This window comes from Nocardia sp. 852002-51101_SCH5132738, assembly GCF_001665695.1.
Lineage (GTDB): Bacteria > Actinomycetota > Actinomycetes > Mycobacteriales > Mycobacteriaceae > Nocardia > Nocardia nova.
In genome coordinates this window covers 1-18357 of record NZ_LZML01000069.1, presented here as the reverse complement: position 1 = coordinate 18357, position 18357 = coordinate 1, and the positions used below count along the sequence as shown (strand labels likewise).

Sequence of the window (18357 nt, the reverse complement as noted above, 5' to 3'; positions counted from 1 at the left end):
TCAGCTCGTCGGCGCCAGCCCCGCCAGGGCGGCAGTGATGTCGAATGCGTCGACGGTCATCAGTTCCTCGTTGGACATATTCGCGATATCCGCGTTGTCCCGCGTGAACCGGTAGTCGCGTTCGGCCTCGGCCGCCTCCACCACATTGCGGACGAACCGGCCGTTACCGGCCAGATCGATCAGGCGGCGGCCGTTGCGGGTCTGCTGCGCCAGTTCCGCGCAGCGGTCCCGCAGCACCTCGCGCGCCTGGTCGGACAGGATCGAATCCTTCTTGCGCGCAATGTGATCGGCGATCTGGACCAGTTCGTCGGCGTCGTAACTGGCGAACCGGATGCGCTTGGTGAAGCGGGAGGCCAGACCGTCGTTGGATGCCAGGAAGCGGTCGATCTGGTCCTCGTAGCCGGCGATGACCACCACGAGTTTGTCGCGGTCGTTCTCCATCCGGGCCAGCAGCGTGTCGACGGCTTCCTTACCGAAGGCGTCGCCGCCGGACAGTCCCTCCTGAATCAGGGTGTAGGCCTCGTCGATGAACAGCACACCACCGAGGGCCGAGTCGATCAGCGCATTGGTCTTCGGCGCGGTGTGGCCGAGGTGGGTGCCGACCATGTCGTTGCGCGAGACCTCGATGACGTCGGCGTTCTCCACCACACCCAGGCCCGCGAAGATCTTGGCGATGACCCGGGCGATGGTCGTCTTGCCGGTACCGGGCGGGCCGGAGAAGATCAGGTGCTGGGTCTTGGATTCCACCGCCAGGCCGCGTTTGGCGCGGACCTGATCCATCAGGACCCCGGACTTGAGCCGCTCGACCTGTTCCTTGACCGAGTCCATGCCGATCTGCGCCGCCAGCAGATCCGACGCCTCGGCCAGCAGGGTGTCGCGCTCGGCCTTGGCCGCGGTGGCGGCCACCTCGGCCGGGTCGTCACCCGAGGACGGATCCCAGACGTTCGTCCGGGAACCGATCACCTCGGGGGTCACCACATCGAAGCGATAGGTCTTGTCGCGCACGGCCCGCTGCCACAGCGGCCGCTCGGACCACAGCGCGGAACCCTGCAGACCCGCCAGAACCTTCTCGGCGGCATCATGATCACCGTTGTGCCGCAACAACATTCCGAGCAGGAAGTGCGCATCCGCCCAGATGTAGGACAGGCTTCCGGAGGCGCTGTCCTCGACGATGCGCTGGGCGCGCGGCATGGCCTCGCCGAATCGTCCCATCCGCGCGAGGGATTCGGCGGCCATCAACTCGGCGGCGATATCGAGCAGGCCGTCCTCGAGAACCGGTTTGGCCGTGCGCGCGGCCAGCAGATCCGGCCAGCGATCGGTGCGGTAGTACAGCGACATGCGAACGAAATCGGAAACGTCGTCGCTGGGCACCTGATCGAGAATGGCCGCGGCCTCTTCCCATTCGCCGCCCTGGGCATACGAGCACGCCTGCGCGATCGCGATCTGATCGCGGTCGGCCATCGCCACCCGCAGCCCGTACATACCGAGCTCCACCTGACACCACAGCGCGCGATCGACCAATCCGGCGCGCTGTTGATCCCGGTACAGGTTGTGCACCGACCGGTAGGCGCCGTAGATGACTTCGGAGGTGATCTCCCCCGCCATCGCGCGCCCCAGCCAGGCATCGCACATATCCGGATCCAGATCGGTGGCGGCCCGGAACGCCGCCAACGCATTGTCTTCGTTGCGAACCCCGCCGGCAACCAATCCCAGTGATTGAACACCCGTGTAGAACGCGTCCTCGGCCGCTGACACCTGGACATCCCTTCCGCCGCACTCGCCTGCCCGAACGATAGACACCCAGGCCGCCAGCCGTGGGAGCGCTATTCCCATTCTTGGGAAATGCAGGTGAAGCGTCGCGGTTCGCGACGGCACCGGCGGTTTCGCCGAATGCCCTGGGAGCGAGACGTTTTCCCACCGGCACCGCCGCCACGCGGATCGACGGCCCACGCAAGGACCGATACTTATTTGATGAGCCGTCGTAAATCGTGCCGTCATTCAGCGGTATATTGAAACGCGGGTCGGCAGTCCTCATCCTGACGGCCCGAACCTCGGGGCGGCGGCCGTGAGCCGCGATCCGGCAACCGACCGCCGCGGGGTGCAGGCCCGCAGCCCTGCACGGGGCCGGTATCACCCACCGATGCCGGCCACCCGCCCGGCGGCCGGTGGTGTCAGCAGACCACCGGCCGCTCCCACCTCCAAGACAACTCACATGACGCGGACGACGACGGCTTCACTGGGCATTCTCGCCCACCGTACGGTCGCACCCGAGTACGGCGCCTCGATCACCATCCCGTTCCCGGCGGCGAGCTGCACATGCTCGGGCCCGCGCGCGGAGAACGAATCGGCCGGGAAGACCAGATCGCCCGGCCGCACATCGCGAGGCGAAATTCGCTCCCCGCAGTAGATCTGCTCATATGTCGTGCGCGGCAAGTGAACTCGACCGTCGGTCGCTTCCGCGACCGCGTACTGGGTCAGCCCCGAACAGTCGAAGCCGCCGCCGCTCGGCCCGCCGGCGCCACCACCGCCCCACACGTAGGGCGTGCCCAGCCAGGCGCTCGCCGCACTCACCGCCTTGCCGCCGGCGGTGCCGTCCGACGGAACCGGACGACTGCGCACCGCGCTCGGACGTGCACCACCACCGCCGCCGCCACCGGCCCGGGTTCGTATCCGGGAGCGACGCCGACTGCGGCCCGCGGGCGTGATCCGCCGGTGGACCGGAGCCGGGGCGGACGGCGGCTGGATCGTCGCCGCGTGCCGGTGCGCCGCGGCCACATCGGCGTCCACCTGTTTGGTCGCGTCGGCGATGGTGGCGTGCGCGGCGTTCAACATTGCGGGACCGCTGAACCGCAGATCGCCGACCCCCGCGATGGCTTGCAGCCGCGATTGCAGGTCGGCGATCCGGTTGTTGAGCGCATTGCGTCCGGTGACCGTGCCGTCGCCCGCGGCGGTGACCGCCTTGTGCACGACCGCGTCCTTACCCGCCTGGGACTCGGCGATCGATACCTGCATGCCGCGGGCGTCACTGTAGTGGCGGGCGATGGAGCCGTTGTGGCTGTTGTCCATGTTCGCGACGGTGGTCGAGACCGTACCGGCCGTACCCGGTGCGGGACTGCCCTGGCCGTACAGCCCGAGCAGCGAGTTCAGCACCCCGTTGAGATCGGTGGTCAGATCAGGCGCCATGCGATCGCCCCGCCCTCACTCATCCGCCCGCCTCCTGTGCCGGCGCCGCTGGATGGCCGACGTGAATTCCAGATCTCCCGCACTCGGAAGACTGGTTTCCGACTATGCGACACCGATCGTGTTATGGCGAAACGACCGAGCTTCCCATTTGCGGGAAGCGCCGACAATGATGTCGTCGGTGGCGGAAAGGATTGTCGGGCATGGCGGAGATGGATATCAACCCCGCGGGGCTGCGCCCACTGGCACAACAACACACCGAGGTCGCGGGAGTCACCCTCGTACAGGCAGACCCCGCCACAGCCATCGCTCCCGGGGAAAAGCCGCCTACGGATGGTAAGCCCGGGGATAAGCCTCCTACCGATGGCAAACCCGGCGACAAGCCGCCCACCGACGGCAAACCCGGTGGCAAACCCGGCACCGATCACACGACCGGTGGGCCCACGCCGAATCCCACCCCGACAGCGGACGGCGTCGGTCAGCACTACGGCAAGCCGATCGAACTCGACCCGCCACCGGGAGCGTCGCCGGCCCTGACGAGTTTCGTCGCGCTGGCGGAAACCGCGATCCAGACCACGGTGGATCTGCTGGGGCGTGGCATGACCACGCCGCCGCCCAATGTGAACGATCTACTCACCACCACCGTCTATCAAAATCTCGGCAAGGGCGAGGCGAGCGACGTCTACCAGCAGACCCTGACCAAGGTCCGGGCCCGCCAGACCTACCTGCTGCAGATGGACGCCGAGGTCGTCAAGACGTCTATCAAGGTCAAGGACGGCAAGGATCAGACGCTGAGAGCTGTCATGGCCGACGTGAACAAGTTGAAGGATGCTCTCAAGGTCGACCTGCGGCCGCTCAGCAAGAAGCTGAAGGCGGCCAAAGAGCTCAAACTCATGGAACAGATCGCCGACACCCTGGACTCGGTGTGCCAGAAGGTTTCCGCGGTCGCCGAATACAACGCGAACATGGCCGGTGGTGGCAACAGCACGAACGGATCCGGTCAGGGCTCCGGCTCCGGCAGCGGTTCCGGTGCGTCGAGCGGTACCGCAACATCCGGCGGCGCCGCGCAGGCCGGCGCCGGCGGCGACGGTGGATTGGGCGGGCTCGCGCAGATGCTGGGTCCGCTGGCCATGATGTTGCCGATGGGTCTGATGTCCCTGGCACCGATGGTGCAGCAGTTCATCCAGAACAACGCCGAACAGCACCGCAGGGAAGAAGAGGAGCGCAAGGAGCGGGAGGCCGAACAGACACAGCAGAACGGCGCCGCACCCAACGCGCAAGCCGCGCCCACGGGTCCCGCCGCCGACCCGAATGCGGCGCCGCCCGCCGGTGCGGCCCCGGCGGCGACGGCTCCCCAGCCGGGCGGCGTCACCGCAGACCCGGCCGTGATCACTCCGCCGCCGGCCGACGGCACCGCACCGGCCACGGTCGCGCCGGCGACCACACCACCAGGCACGTCCGCGCCCGCCGTTACTGCCCCCTCGGGGGGCGGTATTCCGGGCGCACCCGCCTGACCCAGGCATCCCCGGCGCACTACTGTGCGCGCACCGGCCGGGCCGATCGTGCGCGCCTCCCCATGCCCGAATATTCCGGGATCACCTGAGCCGCAGTCACTTTCATCGGCAAGCCGACAGCAGGCCGGTCCGGGCGAAACCGTCCGGACCGGCCCCCGCCTACGACTGCTCGGACGGTGGGGTGACCACCGGCGGTGCCACCACCGGCGGCACGACCGCCGCCCCGCGCGGCGGGCCGGCGGCGACACTCGGAGCCGATACCGGCCCGGACACGGTGACCGGGCGGTCCACCGTCGTGGGCTCGGCGGCCGTGACCGCCGCCGGAACCTCCACGAATCGCGGATGATTCACGATCTGGTCGTAGGCGTACGCCGCGTCGCGCAGTTGTTGCCGGCCGGGTTCGCCGGCGAGCACCAGCAGGAGTTCGTTGCAGCGACGTTCGAAGACCATGGCACGCAACGTCGCTCCCTCCTCGTCGATGCGAAGGTCACCCGGCGCCACCCGGGCGACGTCCACGCGCCGCGAAAGCATCGCCGCCGCCAGCAGGTCGTCGGCCTCGCGCAGTTGTTCCCACCATTGCGGCGACACCTCCTGCCCGGCCTCCAGAACGGCGAGGATGCGATCGCGGATGCGACGGGACTCGGCGGAATCAGCCGCGGCCGTCCCGCTGCGGACCAGCTTGGTGTGGGCCTCGGTCGCCAACTCGAGGCAACGGGCGTACGCGCGTGAATCCGGTACTGCCGCAATGGGACCGGCGGCTTCCGGCGATCCGGCCAGATCGAGCCGATCGACCGTGTCCGGGGTGTGTACCCGGAGGTCGACATCGTAGGCCGGGCCGACCAGGTCCGCCATCGCGATATCGGGGAACCGTGCCCGCAACTCACCGTCGATCGAGGCGGACGAGGCCAGGGCCACCAGCGACGCGTTGGCCTTCGGGCCCCATGCCAATCCGAATTCGACCAGCACCCGGGCCGGGTCCGAGATCCCCTCCCAGGGCGAGGCGGCACTGCCCGAGCCGTCGTCGAGCATCTCGTCCCACATCCACGGCGTCGACACCTCCCGAGGGAGATAGATCCCCGCCGGCAACCAGCCCCGGCCCTCGTTCGAGGTGATGAACACTCCCGCCCCGGCCGGCCCGCGCATCACGCCGACCGCCCAGTGCATTCCCACCGCCGGCGTATCCGCGGCGGCCAGAACCGCCGCCAGCAAGGTGCGCGCGACCAGGAGGTCGTTGTCGACCGCATCGCCCACCACGTAGGCCGGCTCGGCCTCCTTGTCCTTGGCCGCGGCCACCGCGGCGGCGAACGGCGTGACGACCGGTACCGGCGGCATGTCGTAGCGTCCCGTGGCGCCGGTCGGCGGCTGCTGCGCCGATCGGTCGTCGGCACCCACGCCCGCACCGGCGGTGGCCGGCGTCGCCACTCCACCGACCGGGGTACCCGCGGCGGCGGCCGCCGCACCGGTGTTGACGCCGGAACCGGACCCGGCCTGGGTGCCTGTGGAGTCCACGGCGCCCATCGGTGCGGCAGCTCCCGGTGCGGCGGCGGCGACGCCGGGGACGGTCGCGCCCGGCGATTGGTCCGCCGCGTCCGGCTGTTGCTGACCGGCGCCCGGCGTCTGCGGACCGGTGACCGAGGGACCGCCGTCGAGCGGCGACGTGCCGAGCGGCGAGATACCCGCCGGCGTGCGGCCGTCGCCGGGGCCGAAGGTATGGCCGTTCGGCCCAGCGTGCGCCGGTGTTCCCTGCGGTGACCCGTGCCCGCCGATGTCGTCGCCCGCTCGGCGGAAATCCGATGCGATGCCGTGGTCGGCGTTTTCATAGGACTCGGCCGCGGCGATCAACTGATCCGCGGTGTGGTCGTGGTCGTCCGCCAGTTTGTCACCCGCCCGTTTGCGGGCGTCGTAGTAGTCGTCGAGGGCATCCTTGACCGGCTGGGCGATCTTGCCGTACGTGGGGATGAAGCTGGCGAGCCAATCGTAAGGCGGTTGCGCCCATTCCCGGGTTTCGCGCGCCACCTGACGGTGTTGCTCTGCCAGTTGACGCAGCACCGCAGGGTCGATCTCCATCTCCGGCATGCCGCACAATCCTTTCCGCCACTGACGAGATCATTGTCGGCGCTGGACAATCCCCACTGCCGGGCGCTGTTCCCAGTGCAGGGAAGTTCTGGCCGCGCACGGCATCCGACCGGCTACGGTCCACCGCTCCCTGGCACTCACCGCCGCATGGGGCCGACACTGACCGACGAGGTCCGAGGCGGTCCCGGCGGCGTCGGATCCGGTCCCGGCGGGGCCGCGGCCAATTCCGCCAGTTGCGCATGTGCGTATACGGCGTCGCGCAAGGTTTGGCGAGTCGGTTCGGCCGCGAGCAGCAGGACCAGTTCGTCACAGCGTCGCTGGCACACCATCGCACGCAGGACCGCGGCCTCTCCCCGGGCGCCGGATTCGGACCGCAGCTCGCCCAACGCTACGCGGGACACATCCGCGCGCAGCGGCAACATCGAGGCTGCGACCAGCGCGTCGGCGTCGCGCAGTTCGTCCCACAGCGGTTCCGGCACCGCCTTGCGCTGCGCGATCGCCTGCAGAATGCCGGCGCGAATCGCCCCGGCTCCCAATGAATCCGGCGCCCGCCCCGGTGCGGCGGCCCGGGCGTGGCCGTCGCGCGCCAATTCCACACACCGCTCGGCGATGCGATCCGGAGGAGTCGCGGCCACGCGCTCGGCCAGCTGCGCCGACCCCACGAGTTCGAGCCGGTCGGCCAAACCCGCGGCCGGCGTACCGAAATCCATCACCGCCGCGGCCGCGACCGAGCCCTCCGTCGGAACCGCACCGAGCTGGGCACTCAGCGCGCCGTCGATCGGCTGCGACGAAACCAGCGCCGAGAGCCGCGCCCCGATCTTCGCGCCCCAGGCGATTCCGAATTCCGCCAGGATGCGCGCCGGATCGCCGACGCCCTCCCAGCCACTGCCCTCGGACTCCGACCATACCCACGGCGTGGACAATTCCCGCGGCAGATACAGCCCGGCCGGCAGCCACCCGCGCCCTTCGTTGGAGGTGACGAACGCGGTCACGCCGCCGGAATGACGCAGCACCGACACCGCCCAGTCCACACCGAGCGCCGAATCCCCGGCCGCGGCGAGCAGACTGCTCAGCAGGCTGCGGGCCAACACCAGGTCGCCGTCGACACGTTCGCCGAGTACGAAGGCCGGGGCCGACGCCGCCATCATGGCCGCGCCGACCGCATCCCGCACGACCTCGTCGCTGCCGGACTGTCCCGGAATACGCTGCGGGGGAATCGCTTTCGCCGCCGGTGGCGCAACGGGGGATCCGGGTGGGCCGGGTGGATTGCCGACCATGGGCCCCTTCCCCCCGGGCGCGGAGATCCGCGAGTCCGGTGGCGATCCGGGGCGGGTGTCGGCACCGGCCGGCGGCGGGGTTGCCTGCGCCGCGGGCGCGTTCATCCGATCGACGGGGGCCGATACGGCGGGACCGAGCGCCCCGGGCTGGGGCATGACCAGGGGCGCCGACATCGCCCCACCCGCCGCGAGGCCCGGCGCGCCGATCGGAGCGATCGGGCCCAGCTCGGCACGATGTCCCGCCTCGTCGTGTTCGGTCTCGTCGTCCGGATGCGACGTGCGGCCGAATTGCCCTCCGCCGGAGTCGTTCTCGTCATGACCGCCCCCGGACTCGGAGCCGTGCCCGGCGGCGGGCCCGGCATGTGTGTCCGAGGCGGTCCCGGCGACCGGGGCGTCCGGCTCGTGCGAGGCACCGGAATCGGCCATCGGCGCGGCGTCCACGGCATGGTCGCCGCTCTCGCCGGGGCCGGCGTGATTCGGAGCCGCGGGCGCCCACGCGGAGTTCTGCCCCGGAGCAGGCGCGCCGCCGACCGGTGCCGTCGGAGCCGGCGCGTTCGGCGCTTGGTCCTGAGGGCCCGACGACGGGGCAGGCATGTGATCGACCGTGGCCGGCGGATCGCCGAACAGCCGATCCCGCAACCGATCCGCGATGTCCTCGAACGGCGGTGGAACATGAGAGAACATCCCCGGATCGAGCCGGACCATCCCGGGGAGGAACGGGAAGCGCGGCATCGGATCGTGCATCGGACCAGGCATCTGATGGTGCGAGCCACCACCGGGGTACCGGGGGCGGCCGCCGGCCCCGGGCCCACCGTCCTGCCGCCGTCCCGGATGTCCCGGGCCGCCCGGGCCGTTGTCCCGCGCCCAGGGATTCGGCCGGCCCAGCAATTCGGCGATCAAGGCGAGCTCCGGAAGACCCTGGGGGCCCAACATGTTCAGCGCATTGCGCTCGACGTCGGCGACCTCGTCCCGAGCCTCTCGGACGATGGCGGAGATCCGCCGCTGTTCGGCGGCTTCGTCCTCGTTTCCGTTCTTGTCGGTCTCCTGCTGCCGGACCCGCTGGATATCTGCGTCCGCACGATCGACGATGTCGAGGATCCGATGCCGGGTGCGATAGTCGATGTCGCCGATCTGCCCGAAGGTATCGGACGCGGCGACCAGGGCATCCACCAGCTTGCGCAAGCTGTCCTGCTGGTTCAGCATGTCGCGTTTGGCCGGCTCCAATCCTTCGCTGGACGGAACGCGTTCGGAAAACAGGCGCCGGGCACGATCGGCCTCCTCAGGGTCCATCGCCGCGGCGGCGTCGCGAACCATCGTCTGGAGGTTGTACCAATCCGACGGTGGAATCGTGGGCCAATGCTTGCCGACGATCGTTTCCCAATAGGGGCTGCCATGCTCGGAACCCATGCGCGTCAGACCGATCGCACGCCGGCGCCGGTATCGATATCCGCGTCGTAGAGGGCGTTCACGGCATCGCGCACGGCAACGTTCGTGCCATCGCTGTGGCGGTTGCGCGCGGTTACGAAGTCGCTGATCCACTCACCGACTCGATTGCAGATCTGCGTCGTCTGATCGTCGAATTCCGCTCCCGTGCCCGCGCGATAGTGCGTAGCCGGATTTTCGAACCGCTGTGACGCCTGTCGGGTGTTCGTGGCGACGGCGACGTGGAACTGATCCGACGCGTTGATGGAGCTTTGTTGATCGTCCATCTCCAGCATGACGGACTCCTATCTGTAGTCACAGCGTGGTGCCGAATTCGGCGCTCTCCATCGCCCGGTAGGACGCCTCGGTCGGCAGATCGAACGAGTCCACCGTGTAGGGCCGCGCGCCGTTGTACTCCATCTCCGCGCGCAGCCCGACGCGGGATTTCATATGCGCGAGCCGCGCCAGTCGCAGAATCTCGTTGGCGAGCCAGCTGTCGCCGTTGTCGCGCGCCTCGTCCGACAGGTGCAGACCGACCACCTCGCCGTCCCGGTCGCATGCGACGCCGACGCTGTGGTCGGGATTGAAGACCTCGTAGGTCATCGACTTCCAATCCGGCGCCGGTGCATCGGATTCGGTGTCGTAGTCGTCGAATTCCAGATCGTCGTTCATCGGTTCTCCTGTGTCTTGCGGGACTTGCGGGACACCCGCACCCGGCCGGGCCGACGGGAGGGCTTCGCAATGTGACTCATCGGCCCTCCGAGAGTTCAGGGGCGAGCGCACCTCGCGGCGGTGGTGCGACGGCGCCGGCGGGTGGCGCGACGCTCGCGGCCGGCGGTGGTTCGTTCGAACCCGCTGGTGATTCTCCGGTTCCCGACATGCGGTCGACCAACTCGCTCCAGGCCGCGTCGCCGACCGTCATCACCTGGCGCAGCGACCAGAATCGCGAGCCCAAATACATCTCCCCCGTTCCGTCGGGTTCGACGTCCAGATGGTCCGGGCCCTCCGCTCCGTTGAGCGTCACCGTGGTCAGCGGCGGATTCATATCGTCGATATTGATGATCGTCGCGCCGCCGCCCGGGATGAACGAGCGGCGGCAGCGTGGACTGTTACCGATCGCCACCTCGGCACTGTTGGTGGAGATGGTGATCTCCGGATTCAGCAGCAGTTGCAGAACCCACGACCGCGCGGCCGCCTCGGGCTGATCGGCGTTGATCGAAATAGTCAGGGCGGCAGCAAGATCCACCACCAGCATCGACTCGGAGGTGGTGACACCGACGATCACGAGCCGCTTCGGCGAACCGACCGGATGGGGCAGATCGTCGGCGGCGAAGGTGCTCACATCGGAGCTGGCGCCCGAAGCCGGATGAGCTCCCACCATTCCGGTCGCCACGTCGATGGTGAACGCCGCGATCGGGTGCAGACTGCGCTCGCCCACCCCCGCCAGCCGCACGAGGCCCTCCTCGTGCAGCCAGCGCACGGTGTCGGCGACGGTGACCGCCGCGGGTTCGGTCACGACAGCTGCTCCACCGGTTGCCCACCGACACCCTCGGTCTCGGGCGCCGGCTCGGCATCCATGATCACCTGGTACTGGCGTCCGGCGTCGGCCGAACTCTCGCGGATGGCGGACATGATCTCGGCGACCAGTTCATCGGCCTCGAACCGGTCGACCGTGCCGGGTGCCAGGTACAGGTCGGTCAGCCGCCCCATCGCGTCCACCTCGGGGATGACGGCACCGCTCGGCGAGGGGCGCCGCGCTCGGATCGCGTCGATACGTTCCCGCAGATCGGCGATCTTGTGGCGTAATTCGCGGGCGGCGTCCAAAGCCGCTTGGACGTCGGGATGGATTCCACTCATGCGCTACCTCCGGATTGACTCGGGGTCTGGTTGGCGGGTGATGGCGTCGGGGGTGTGACGGTCGGTGCGATGGTCGGCTTCTCACCGATGACCTGCTCGGTGTGCGGGGTGTCGTCGACGTACATCAGCCGATCGGGATGCCATGCCACGACCCGGTTGCGTTCGTTGCCGCCGCCACCGCCCATACCGGGCGCCATCGGCATGTACGGCATCATCGGCGACCCACCGGCGGCGCCGCGGGCCGCGGCGGCCGCCGAGGAGGACAGCGGCTCGATCACCGGTGTGCGAGGCATATTCGACGCGCTGCTCGCCGCGGTCCCGGCCGTCGACGCCGACGCCACCATCGGCATCGGGCCGACGCTGACGGTCGGTGTGCTCGTGGAGCCGCTGTCCAGCCCGCTGGTGATGTCCCCGATCGGCATCGCGCCACCGCCGCCGTAACCGCCACCGGCGGAGCCGTAGTCGGGGTAGCTGCCGTAGTCGTAGCCGTAATCGGAGCCGTCGAGCCCGTCGAGCGAGTCCGTGCTGCCGCCCTGGCCCAGCTGCGACATCATCCCGCCCTGCATCAGCGAGCTCATCATCGTGGGCAGCATCTGGGCCAGCATGCTCATATCGCTACCGCTCGAATCACTCTGCGAGCCCGAGGTTTCCGAGCCTTTCGAGGGCCCCTTCGAGTTCACCGCCGTGGAGTAGTCGGTGACCGTCTGGGCCGAGCGCGCGTTCTGCTCCTGAAACTTCGCCAGCGCATCCTGCACGCCCAGTTCGTTCTTCGAGCGCATCGCCGAGACCAGCTCCTTGCGGGCGGCGATGATCTCCTGAGGCGTGGGATGTTTGGCCTTCGCCGCGGTGAAGGCGTCGGCGTAGTTCTGGGCGTTGTCCGCCAGATCCCCCAGCGCGGATCCGAGCTGGTCGAGCCAGCTGCGGTGTTTCGAGAGTTGCTGTGCAGCCGCCGATCCCACCGGTGTCCAGTGCTGCATGCGCAGCGCGGCCTGATCCAGACCGCTGGTGGCATCGGCATGCGTGGTCGACAGGTAGTTCCGCACGTTTTCGGCGAAGCGGGCGGCGCCTCCCGGCCCCGGACCGGTATGCAACTGCTGGGCGAAGGTCAGCGGATCGACCTCCGCGCCGACGGCCGGCAATCGGAAGGTCGGCGCGAACCGCGGTGTGTGCGGCGGAGCCTCGGCCACCGGATTTGTCAGCAAATCCGAACCCGCGCCGCCGATATCGCGCCCGGCCTGCTCGTCGGCCTCGGTGTAGTCCACCGCGGCGGCGCCGATGTTCCAGGCGGTGCGATGCACCTCGTTCAACGCCCCGAGCACACCGTTGTACAGGTCCTGCGCACTGCCGTTCAGCTGTGGCACCGCCTGCGCGGAAATCGGATCCGCTCCGGCGGGGACCACCCAGCCTCGGGGCAGGGTGGACCCGCTGTTGTGGGCCATATCGGCCAGGGCGGATGCCGCCGAAACCAGTTCCGTCGGATCAACATTCAACGCTACGACCTCCTCTCACCCTCCAGCCGTCAGATCGTCTGAGTGCCGGCCAGTGCCGACATCGTCGGACCGCCGGCGGACGGATCACCCGGCGCCGGCACCGCGGGCATGGCGTCACCGTGCGCGGCGCCCGTGCCCTCGATACCGGCCGGATGCGCGAACCCGCTGAAGTCGCCGAAATCGCCACCCACATCGGACATGTGCGCATCGAACCGCTTCAGCTCACCGCACACGATCACCTGCAGCGCATCACTGCCGTCACCCGAACCGGCCGAGGTGTCGCCCGAGCCGGCCGAGGGATCACCGGAACCGCCCGACACACCGGTGAAACTCGCGGCACCGGTGAAATTCGCGGCGGCGGCGGTGCTCGGATCACCGGATCCGAAGGCGACCACGATCGCCGCGTGGTCCTTGTCCCACAGCGCGACATCGCCGGTCATCAACTGGCTCGGATCGATCCGCGCGCCGACCTGCTTGTTGTCCGACCACTTCGCCGTGGTGCCGGAATAGGCCGCCTTCGCGTCCGTGCCCTTGGTATTGGCGAAGGCCGCGTCCAGCGCCTGGGCGACGACGGGCGACACCTTCTGCTTCCGCTGGAAGTCGGGCGGGAAGGCGTATTCGATCATGCCGTCCGAACCCGGCACCCGCGGCGGCGGTGTGGTCCCGCCCGGCTGCGAGGACGTCGCGTTCGGAGGCGGACCGCCGGCGGTATTCGACACCGGCGCGGCGTTGTTCTGATTCGACCACGGCGTCGACGGAGCGGGCTGCTGCGGTTGCGCCTGTGCCAGCGGCTGCACCGCCCGATCGATCCGATTCGGATCCAGATCGTCGGCCCGGTTGCGCAGCGAGTCCCCGAGCGAGCCGTAGGGATCCATGCCCATACCCATCCCGTACGGATTCATATACGGGTTCATGCCCATTCCCCCCATGCCCATCGGATCCATCATTCCGCCCAAACCCGAACCGAGCGAAGGTGATTCGACCGGGCTCGCCATCGACGAGTTCGGTGTCATCGCCGAATCCTTGATCTGCTGAATCGCATCGTCGATCTTCGATTTGGCGTCGCCGGCCGTGGAGGTGTTGTCGGTCGGCAGTCCGGTATTGGGGTCGATGGTGGTGTCCTTGCCGAGGTTCTCCAGCCCGTTGTCGGCACCGAGATTCAAACCGGGGTTGTCGCCGGGATTACCTCCGTTACCGCCGCCATTGAGCTTCGCCATTGCGCTGTCCAGTTCCGACTGAATGGCGGCATCGTGCTGCTGCTGGGTCTTCTCGAAATCCGCCGCCCAGGATTTGATGGCATCGGCGGCGGCCTCGTTCTGTCCGGCAGCCGGATCCACCGTGTCGATCAGTTCGGAGTACGCCTGGTCCATCATGTCGATGAATTGGATCTCCAGCACCTGCCCCTCCTCGAGCGAGGAGATCGAAGCGACGTTGTAGTTGATACCGCTGACGAGGTCACCCAGTTGTTTGAGTCCGTCCTTGGAGGTCTTCTTCACGTCGTCGACCTTCGCGCCGAGCTTCTCCAGCGAAGCGTCGTAACTCTCCGCTTTCGCATTCATGCTGCTCACGGCGGAGCGGTATTGGGTCAGCAGATCCGATTGGCCCTGCAGTTTCTGGAGCGCCTGCGGCTTCAGCGTCGGCGTCTTCACCACCGCCACCGGCTTACCCTTCTCGGGCTCACCGAAGAGCTTCGCGTTGGTACTCAGCGCCTCTGCCAGCGAGTCGGCGGTTTCGGCTTCGGTCTCATCCGACATACCAGCGCCGTATCTGCTCGTTCAAACCCTGCGGATACAGCAGGAATCCCGTACCGGTGGCCGTGTAGCCCGGATCGGGGGCAATAGGTTCCTTCGCCGGAGAATCCATGTACTGGCTACCGCCCCAGGTGAGGGTGACCTGCTGCGTGGCCGGTGGCTTTCCGCCCGGCTGTTTGTCGCCGCCGCCGTCGGATCCCCCCGAATCGCTGCCCCCGCGTGGCGACTGCCAGCTCAAGCCCGTTGCTGTCGCGATCCCCGCCGCCCGCAACGAGTTCCTCTTCCAGCCCGCGTTCTTCGCGCCCTTGCTGTTGGCCCAGCCCTTCTGCTTGGCTTCGAGCTCTTTCTTCCGATTCTCCAGCTCCTGCGTTTCTTTGTTCGCCGTCTTCCCCCTGGCTTTGACCTCCTTCTCCAACGCCTTGTATTTGTTCTTCCCGGCCACGTCGGTCAGTGGAACACCGAGCTGGTCAGCCAACTCCTGGTCGGCCTTCTGCGATTTGGCACGCAGCTTGGGATCCACATTCGAGCCAGAGTTTTTGTAGTACTTCGCGTCGGCCTTCGCTTTGTTTCGAAGGGCTTTTTCGAGCGCTAGCTGGTTATCTCCCAGGGTCTCGATCTCGGTGCCGACAGAGGTCACCGACCGCCCTGTCTTCCGGCTGATACCCCCCGCAACCGCATCGCCCGCGAGACTGCCGGCCGCACCGATCCCGCCGGCCATCCCGATGCGGCCCCAGTCGATGTTCCCGATGCCGTCACTGGCTGCCGAGTGCAGGAATTCGGCACCGCCGTTGACCGCTGCGCCGAGCAGCGCGCTGCCCAGTTTGCCGCCGGTGGCTTCGTTGGCGGCCTTGAAAATGGTCCCGATTCCCATGAATGGTCCGACTCCTTATGCGGGTACCGTCGCCGGTCCGTGCGTTGACTGGTCCACCGGAGTCGCCGACAGCCCAGGGCTGGACGAGGGAGCCGATATGTCGATTCCGGCGGGGTGGAAGAAACCTGCGAAAGACCCGAAGTCTCCGCTCTTGTCGCTCATATGTGGATCGAACGGACGCAGTTGGGCCTCGATGATCACTTCGAGTGTTCCGCCGTTCTCCTCCGGGAAGGCCACTACCAGTGCGGTCCGCTGGGTATCCCAACTCGCGAGATCCCCCGTGGTCAGTTGATTCGGTTCGGCCGGCGTCCCAAGAGAATTCGCGTCCGGAATCTTGGCAGGGGTGGCGGCGTAGGCACCACGACCGTCCGTGGTCGCCGCGTTTCCGAACGCCGCCGTGAGAGCATTCGATACGACGATCGAGACACGCTGAGAACGACCGTCCGGAAAAGTGAAGACGGTGCTGCCGTCGTCGGCACGCGCGACGGCGACGCTGACCGGTGTCGCGCCGGCTTTCGCCGGTGCGGCGGCCTGCGTCGGTGTGGCCGACTGATTCGACGCGCCGGGTGCCGAGTTGGCCGCATTCGCAGCGGAATTCGACGCGGTGTTCGCGGAAGCAGGGCCGGCGCCGGCACGACTCGGCGCAGCCTGGGCCGGCGCCGCCGGCGGAGCACCGACAGCTGGAGCGATTACCGTCGACGACGGGTTCTCCGCCGTGGCCGGAACGCTGCGTGCCGCTTCGGCCGCTCGGCGTTGGTTGGCGGCAGCCAGCGCCATCGGCAAGGCGTAGGCAGGCATCCCGTACGGCGCACTCGCGGCGGCCGACGCGGGCGCGGCGGCGGCCGGTGCCAGGGAATGCCGAGACGAGGGTTCAGCAGAGGCAAGCGGCACGGGCTGCCCCGCGTCATTGGAAGCGGCGGTCTGCGCAACGGGCGAATCCGTAACCGGAGCGAGGGACGAAAGGGACGGACTGCCCGAGGTATCCCAGTTCCACACCGGCGCAGCTGCGGGTGAATTCTCGTTTCCCACCACCGAGTAGGGACTGTTGTCGCCGGTGTAAGTGAAGGTGTTGCTCGGGCCGGTGTTCTTTCCTGAAGGCGAGGGCTTGTCGACGCCTCCGGGTCCGGTCGTCTTGCCGGCATCCTCGGGGTTCTGTTTGCGGACCTTCGAACCGAGTTCGGCGAACTGCTGAGATTTTTCCTGCATGATGCCCGAGACGGTGTTCACCGCGGAGTCGATGATCGCCATCACGTAATCGTCCTCCGAAATTGCGTTACCCCCCTGGGCGAGGCTCGGGTCCAGAACCTGTTTATCGATGAGCTCCTTCAGCACCGTCACATCACGGGGGTCCACACTTGCCATGACCTTCAAGCCATCGATGCCGTTCGCCAAGTCACTCCGGCCCTCGTGGCACAGCTCCGGGCTGTCGTCAGCAGCCTTCGCCACGGTAGCGTCGAGTTCCAGCAGTCGGTCGTACGCATGTTGAAGAGCGATCACCCACTGCTGGTAATTCGCAATGCCGGCGTTCTCTGCCCCGGACACCTTCCCGACCGGAACCGTCTTCGGCGCAGCCAGAGCACTTCCGTCTCCGAATGCCGCCCAGCTCGATACATACATGGCGGGCAGCGTTTTGTATTGCTGGACAAGACCCGGAGAAAACGTCAGGCCGTCCGGCATCTTTTCCGGATCGGGCATGAAGATCCGCGGCATCTTGTCAGACATACTTGAGCGCCTCCGCGGGCGTTATGTCTACAACCGGGATCTGCCCCGGGCCGTTCTTACCTCCTTGAATAATCGTCCATGCGTCCTTACCCATGTCCCAGGCGAAATGAGCATTCGAAGATCCCATGCTCGCGCCCAGCGCGCTGGAGTAATACCGACCCGGGGTCATGTGCCCGGCGCCGGCCCAGGTCGGCAGCTTGTTCTTCCAGAATCCGGTCTTGTTGAAGGCCATGGCATCCTTGATCGCCTGGCCCTTCACCGCGCCTTTGGCGTCGGCTTTCGCGATCGCTTTGGCCATCGCCTTCGCCGCCGCCTCGCCCTCGGCCCGCATGAAGCCCTTGACGCCGAAACCGCTGACACCGCCACCGAGCATGCCTCCGGCGGCACCGAACGCAGCGCCTGCTCCCACGTTCTTCCAGCTCCACCCGTCCTTGATTCCCGACTGCAACGCACCGGCGGCAGCACCGACCAAGCCCGCGCCGATCGGTCCGGTGGTCGCGAAAGCCACGCCGGTCAACGCGCCGATCGCGATGTCGTCCCAGTGGTTCACGACCTGGTTGCCGACCCAGCCGGCAGCCTTACCTATGGCACCGAACAGGTTCATCGGGTCACCTACCCGGTCGGGAGCGACTGCTACTCATACCGCGATCCCCGTCCTGCCGTCGGTTCGATCCCCCCTCATTCTCAGCGATTCCCAGCGTTGGGAATTCTGTGCGGATCAGGACCGGAGAGGATTGAGAGAAGCTCGCGCACCGGCGAATCGGTGCGCCGTGGCGGACCGGCTGGGACCGATGCGGAAGGAGTGCCGATGCCCCTTTTGCAGTCGATCACCGCCGCGGCGCGCCCGGTCACGTTCGCCTTCGTCGCCCTGGGGGATGGCGCGTGACCAGCATCGAGAGCCCAGTGCCGGTGGTGAACGACGGTTCCACCGATCCCGTTACCTCCGCCCCGGATGCCGACACCGGATCCGGCGCCGAGGCGCCGACGACACCGTGGACAACACCTCGGCGGCACCGTGATTCGAGCGGAACCAGAGCCACGGTGCCGAGCACTTCTCCCTGGACGGATCAGCACGGAACGTCTGCGCCACAGAACTCGGGAGTATCCGTGCCGTCCGCCTCGTCGTCGTCTGTTCCGGTGGTTTCTCCGCCTGCGCCACCGGGTCCGGCTCCGGCCGGGTCGGGTGCGGGTGTGGTG

14 protein-coding genes are annotated in these 18357 nt (G+C 68.0%); 1 reads left to right on the top strand and 13 read right to left on the bottom strand.

Features of this window, described 5'->3' with window-relative positions; all coding sequences use genetic code 11:
• Both eccA and A5789_RS38360 read right to left on the bottom strand, forming a co-directional pair.
• Entirely contained in the window at positions 1 to 1755 is a 1755-nt protein-coding gene (gene eccA / locus A5789_RS10795) for a type VII secretion AAA-ATPase EccA (RefSeq protein ID WP_063019203.1), read from the bottom strand.
• Positions 1756 to 2208: 453 nt separating this feature from the next.
• A complete protein-coding gene (locus A5789_RS38360; protein WP_063019204.1) occupies positions 2209 to 3183 on the bottom strand; it encodes a C40 family peptidase in 975 nt (324 codons plus the stop codon).
• A 200-nt stretch (positions 3184 to 3383) separates the two neighbouring features.
• Between A5789_RS38360 and A5789_RS10785 the strand changes: the two genes are divergently transcribed.
• On the top strand, positions 3384 to 4694 hold the full coding sequence (locus A5789_RS10785) for a hypothetical protein (protein ID WP_064904931.1): 1311 nt from the start codon (positions 3384 to 3386) through the stop codon (positions 4692 to 4694).
• A 159-nt stretch (positions 4695 to 4853) separates the two neighbouring features.
• On the opposite strand, the gene A5789_RS10780 is transcribed toward A5789_RS10785, so the two are convergent.
• From A5789_RS10780 to A5789_RS10730, 11 genes are all read right to left on the bottom strand, one after another.
• Positions 4854 to 6770, bottom strand: a complete 1917-nt coding sequence (locus A5789_RS10780; protein ID WP_064904930.1) for a type VII secretion target — start codon at positions 6768 to 6770, stop codon at positions 4854 to 4856.
• A 137-nt stretch (positions 6771 to 6907) separates the two neighbouring features.
• Complete coding sequence (locus tag A5789_RS10775; protein ID WP_064904929.1) at positions 6908 to 9454, bottom strand: hypothetical protein; 2547 nt, start codon at positions 9452 to 9454, stop codon at positions 6908 to 6910.
• 5 nt (positions 9455 to 9459) lie between these two features.
• Positions 9460 to 9765, bottom strand: coding sequence for a hypothetical protein (locus A5789_RS10770; protein ID WP_063019392.1), 306 nt, complete (start codon positions 9763 to 9765; stop codon positions 9460 to 9462).
• 19 nt (positions 9766 to 9784) lie between these two features.
• Positions 9785 to 10141, bottom strand: coding sequence for a hypothetical protein (locus tag A5789_RS10765; protein ID WP_030518544.1), 357 nt, complete (start codon positions 10139 to 10141; stop codon positions 9785 to 9787).
• Between the two features lie 76 nt (positions 10142 to 10217).
• Positions 10218 to 10985, bottom strand: a complete 768-nt coding sequence (locus tag A5789_RS10760; RefSeq protein WP_064904928.1) for a hypothetical protein — start codon at positions 10983 to 10985, stop codon at positions 10218 to 10220.
• Positions 10982 to 11326 (bottom strand): YbaB/EbfC family nucleoid-associated protein, encoded by a 345-nt coding sequence (locus tag A5789_RS10755; RefSeq protein WP_051757257.1) that lies wholly within the window; start codon positions 11324 to 11326, stop codon positions 10982 to 10984. The genes A5789_RS10760 and A5789_RS10755 overlap by 4 nt, the downstream gene beginning before the upstream one ends.
• Positions 11323 to 12816, bottom strand: a complete 1494-nt coding sequence (locus A5789_RS10750; RefSeq protein ID WP_064922881.1) for a PPE domain-containing protein — start codon at positions 12814 to 12816, stop codon at positions 11323 to 11325. Before A5789_RS10750 ends, A5789_RS10755 begins: the two co-directional genes overlap by 4 nt.
• A gap of 29 nt (positions 12817 to 12845) precedes the next feature.
• On the bottom strand, positions 12846 to 14570 hold the full coding sequence (locus A5789_RS10745) for a hypothetical protein (protein ID WP_064904924.1): 1725 nt from the start codon (positions 14568 to 14570) through the stop codon (positions 12846 to 12848).
• A complete protein-coding gene (locus A5789_RS10740; RefSeq protein WP_063019384.1) occupies positions 14560 to 15438 on the bottom strand; it encodes a hypothetical protein in 879 nt (292 codons plus the stop codon). Before A5789_RS10740 ends, A5789_RS10745 begins: the two co-directional genes overlap by 11 nt.
• A gap of 15 nt (positions 15439 to 15453) precedes the next feature.
• Entirely contained in the window at positions 15454 to 17160 is a 1707-nt protein-coding gene (locus tag A5789_RS10735) for a hypothetical protein (RefSeq protein ID WP_064908913.1), read from the bottom strand.
• Complete coding sequence (locus tag A5789_RS10730; protein WP_063019381.1) at positions 17153 to 17764, bottom strand: hypothetical protein; 612 nt, start codon at positions 17762 to 17764, stop codon at positions 17153 to 17155. Before A5789_RS10730 ends, A5789_RS10735 begins: the two co-directional genes overlap by 8 nt.
• Between the last annotated feature and the right edge of the window lie 593 nt (positions 17765 to 18357).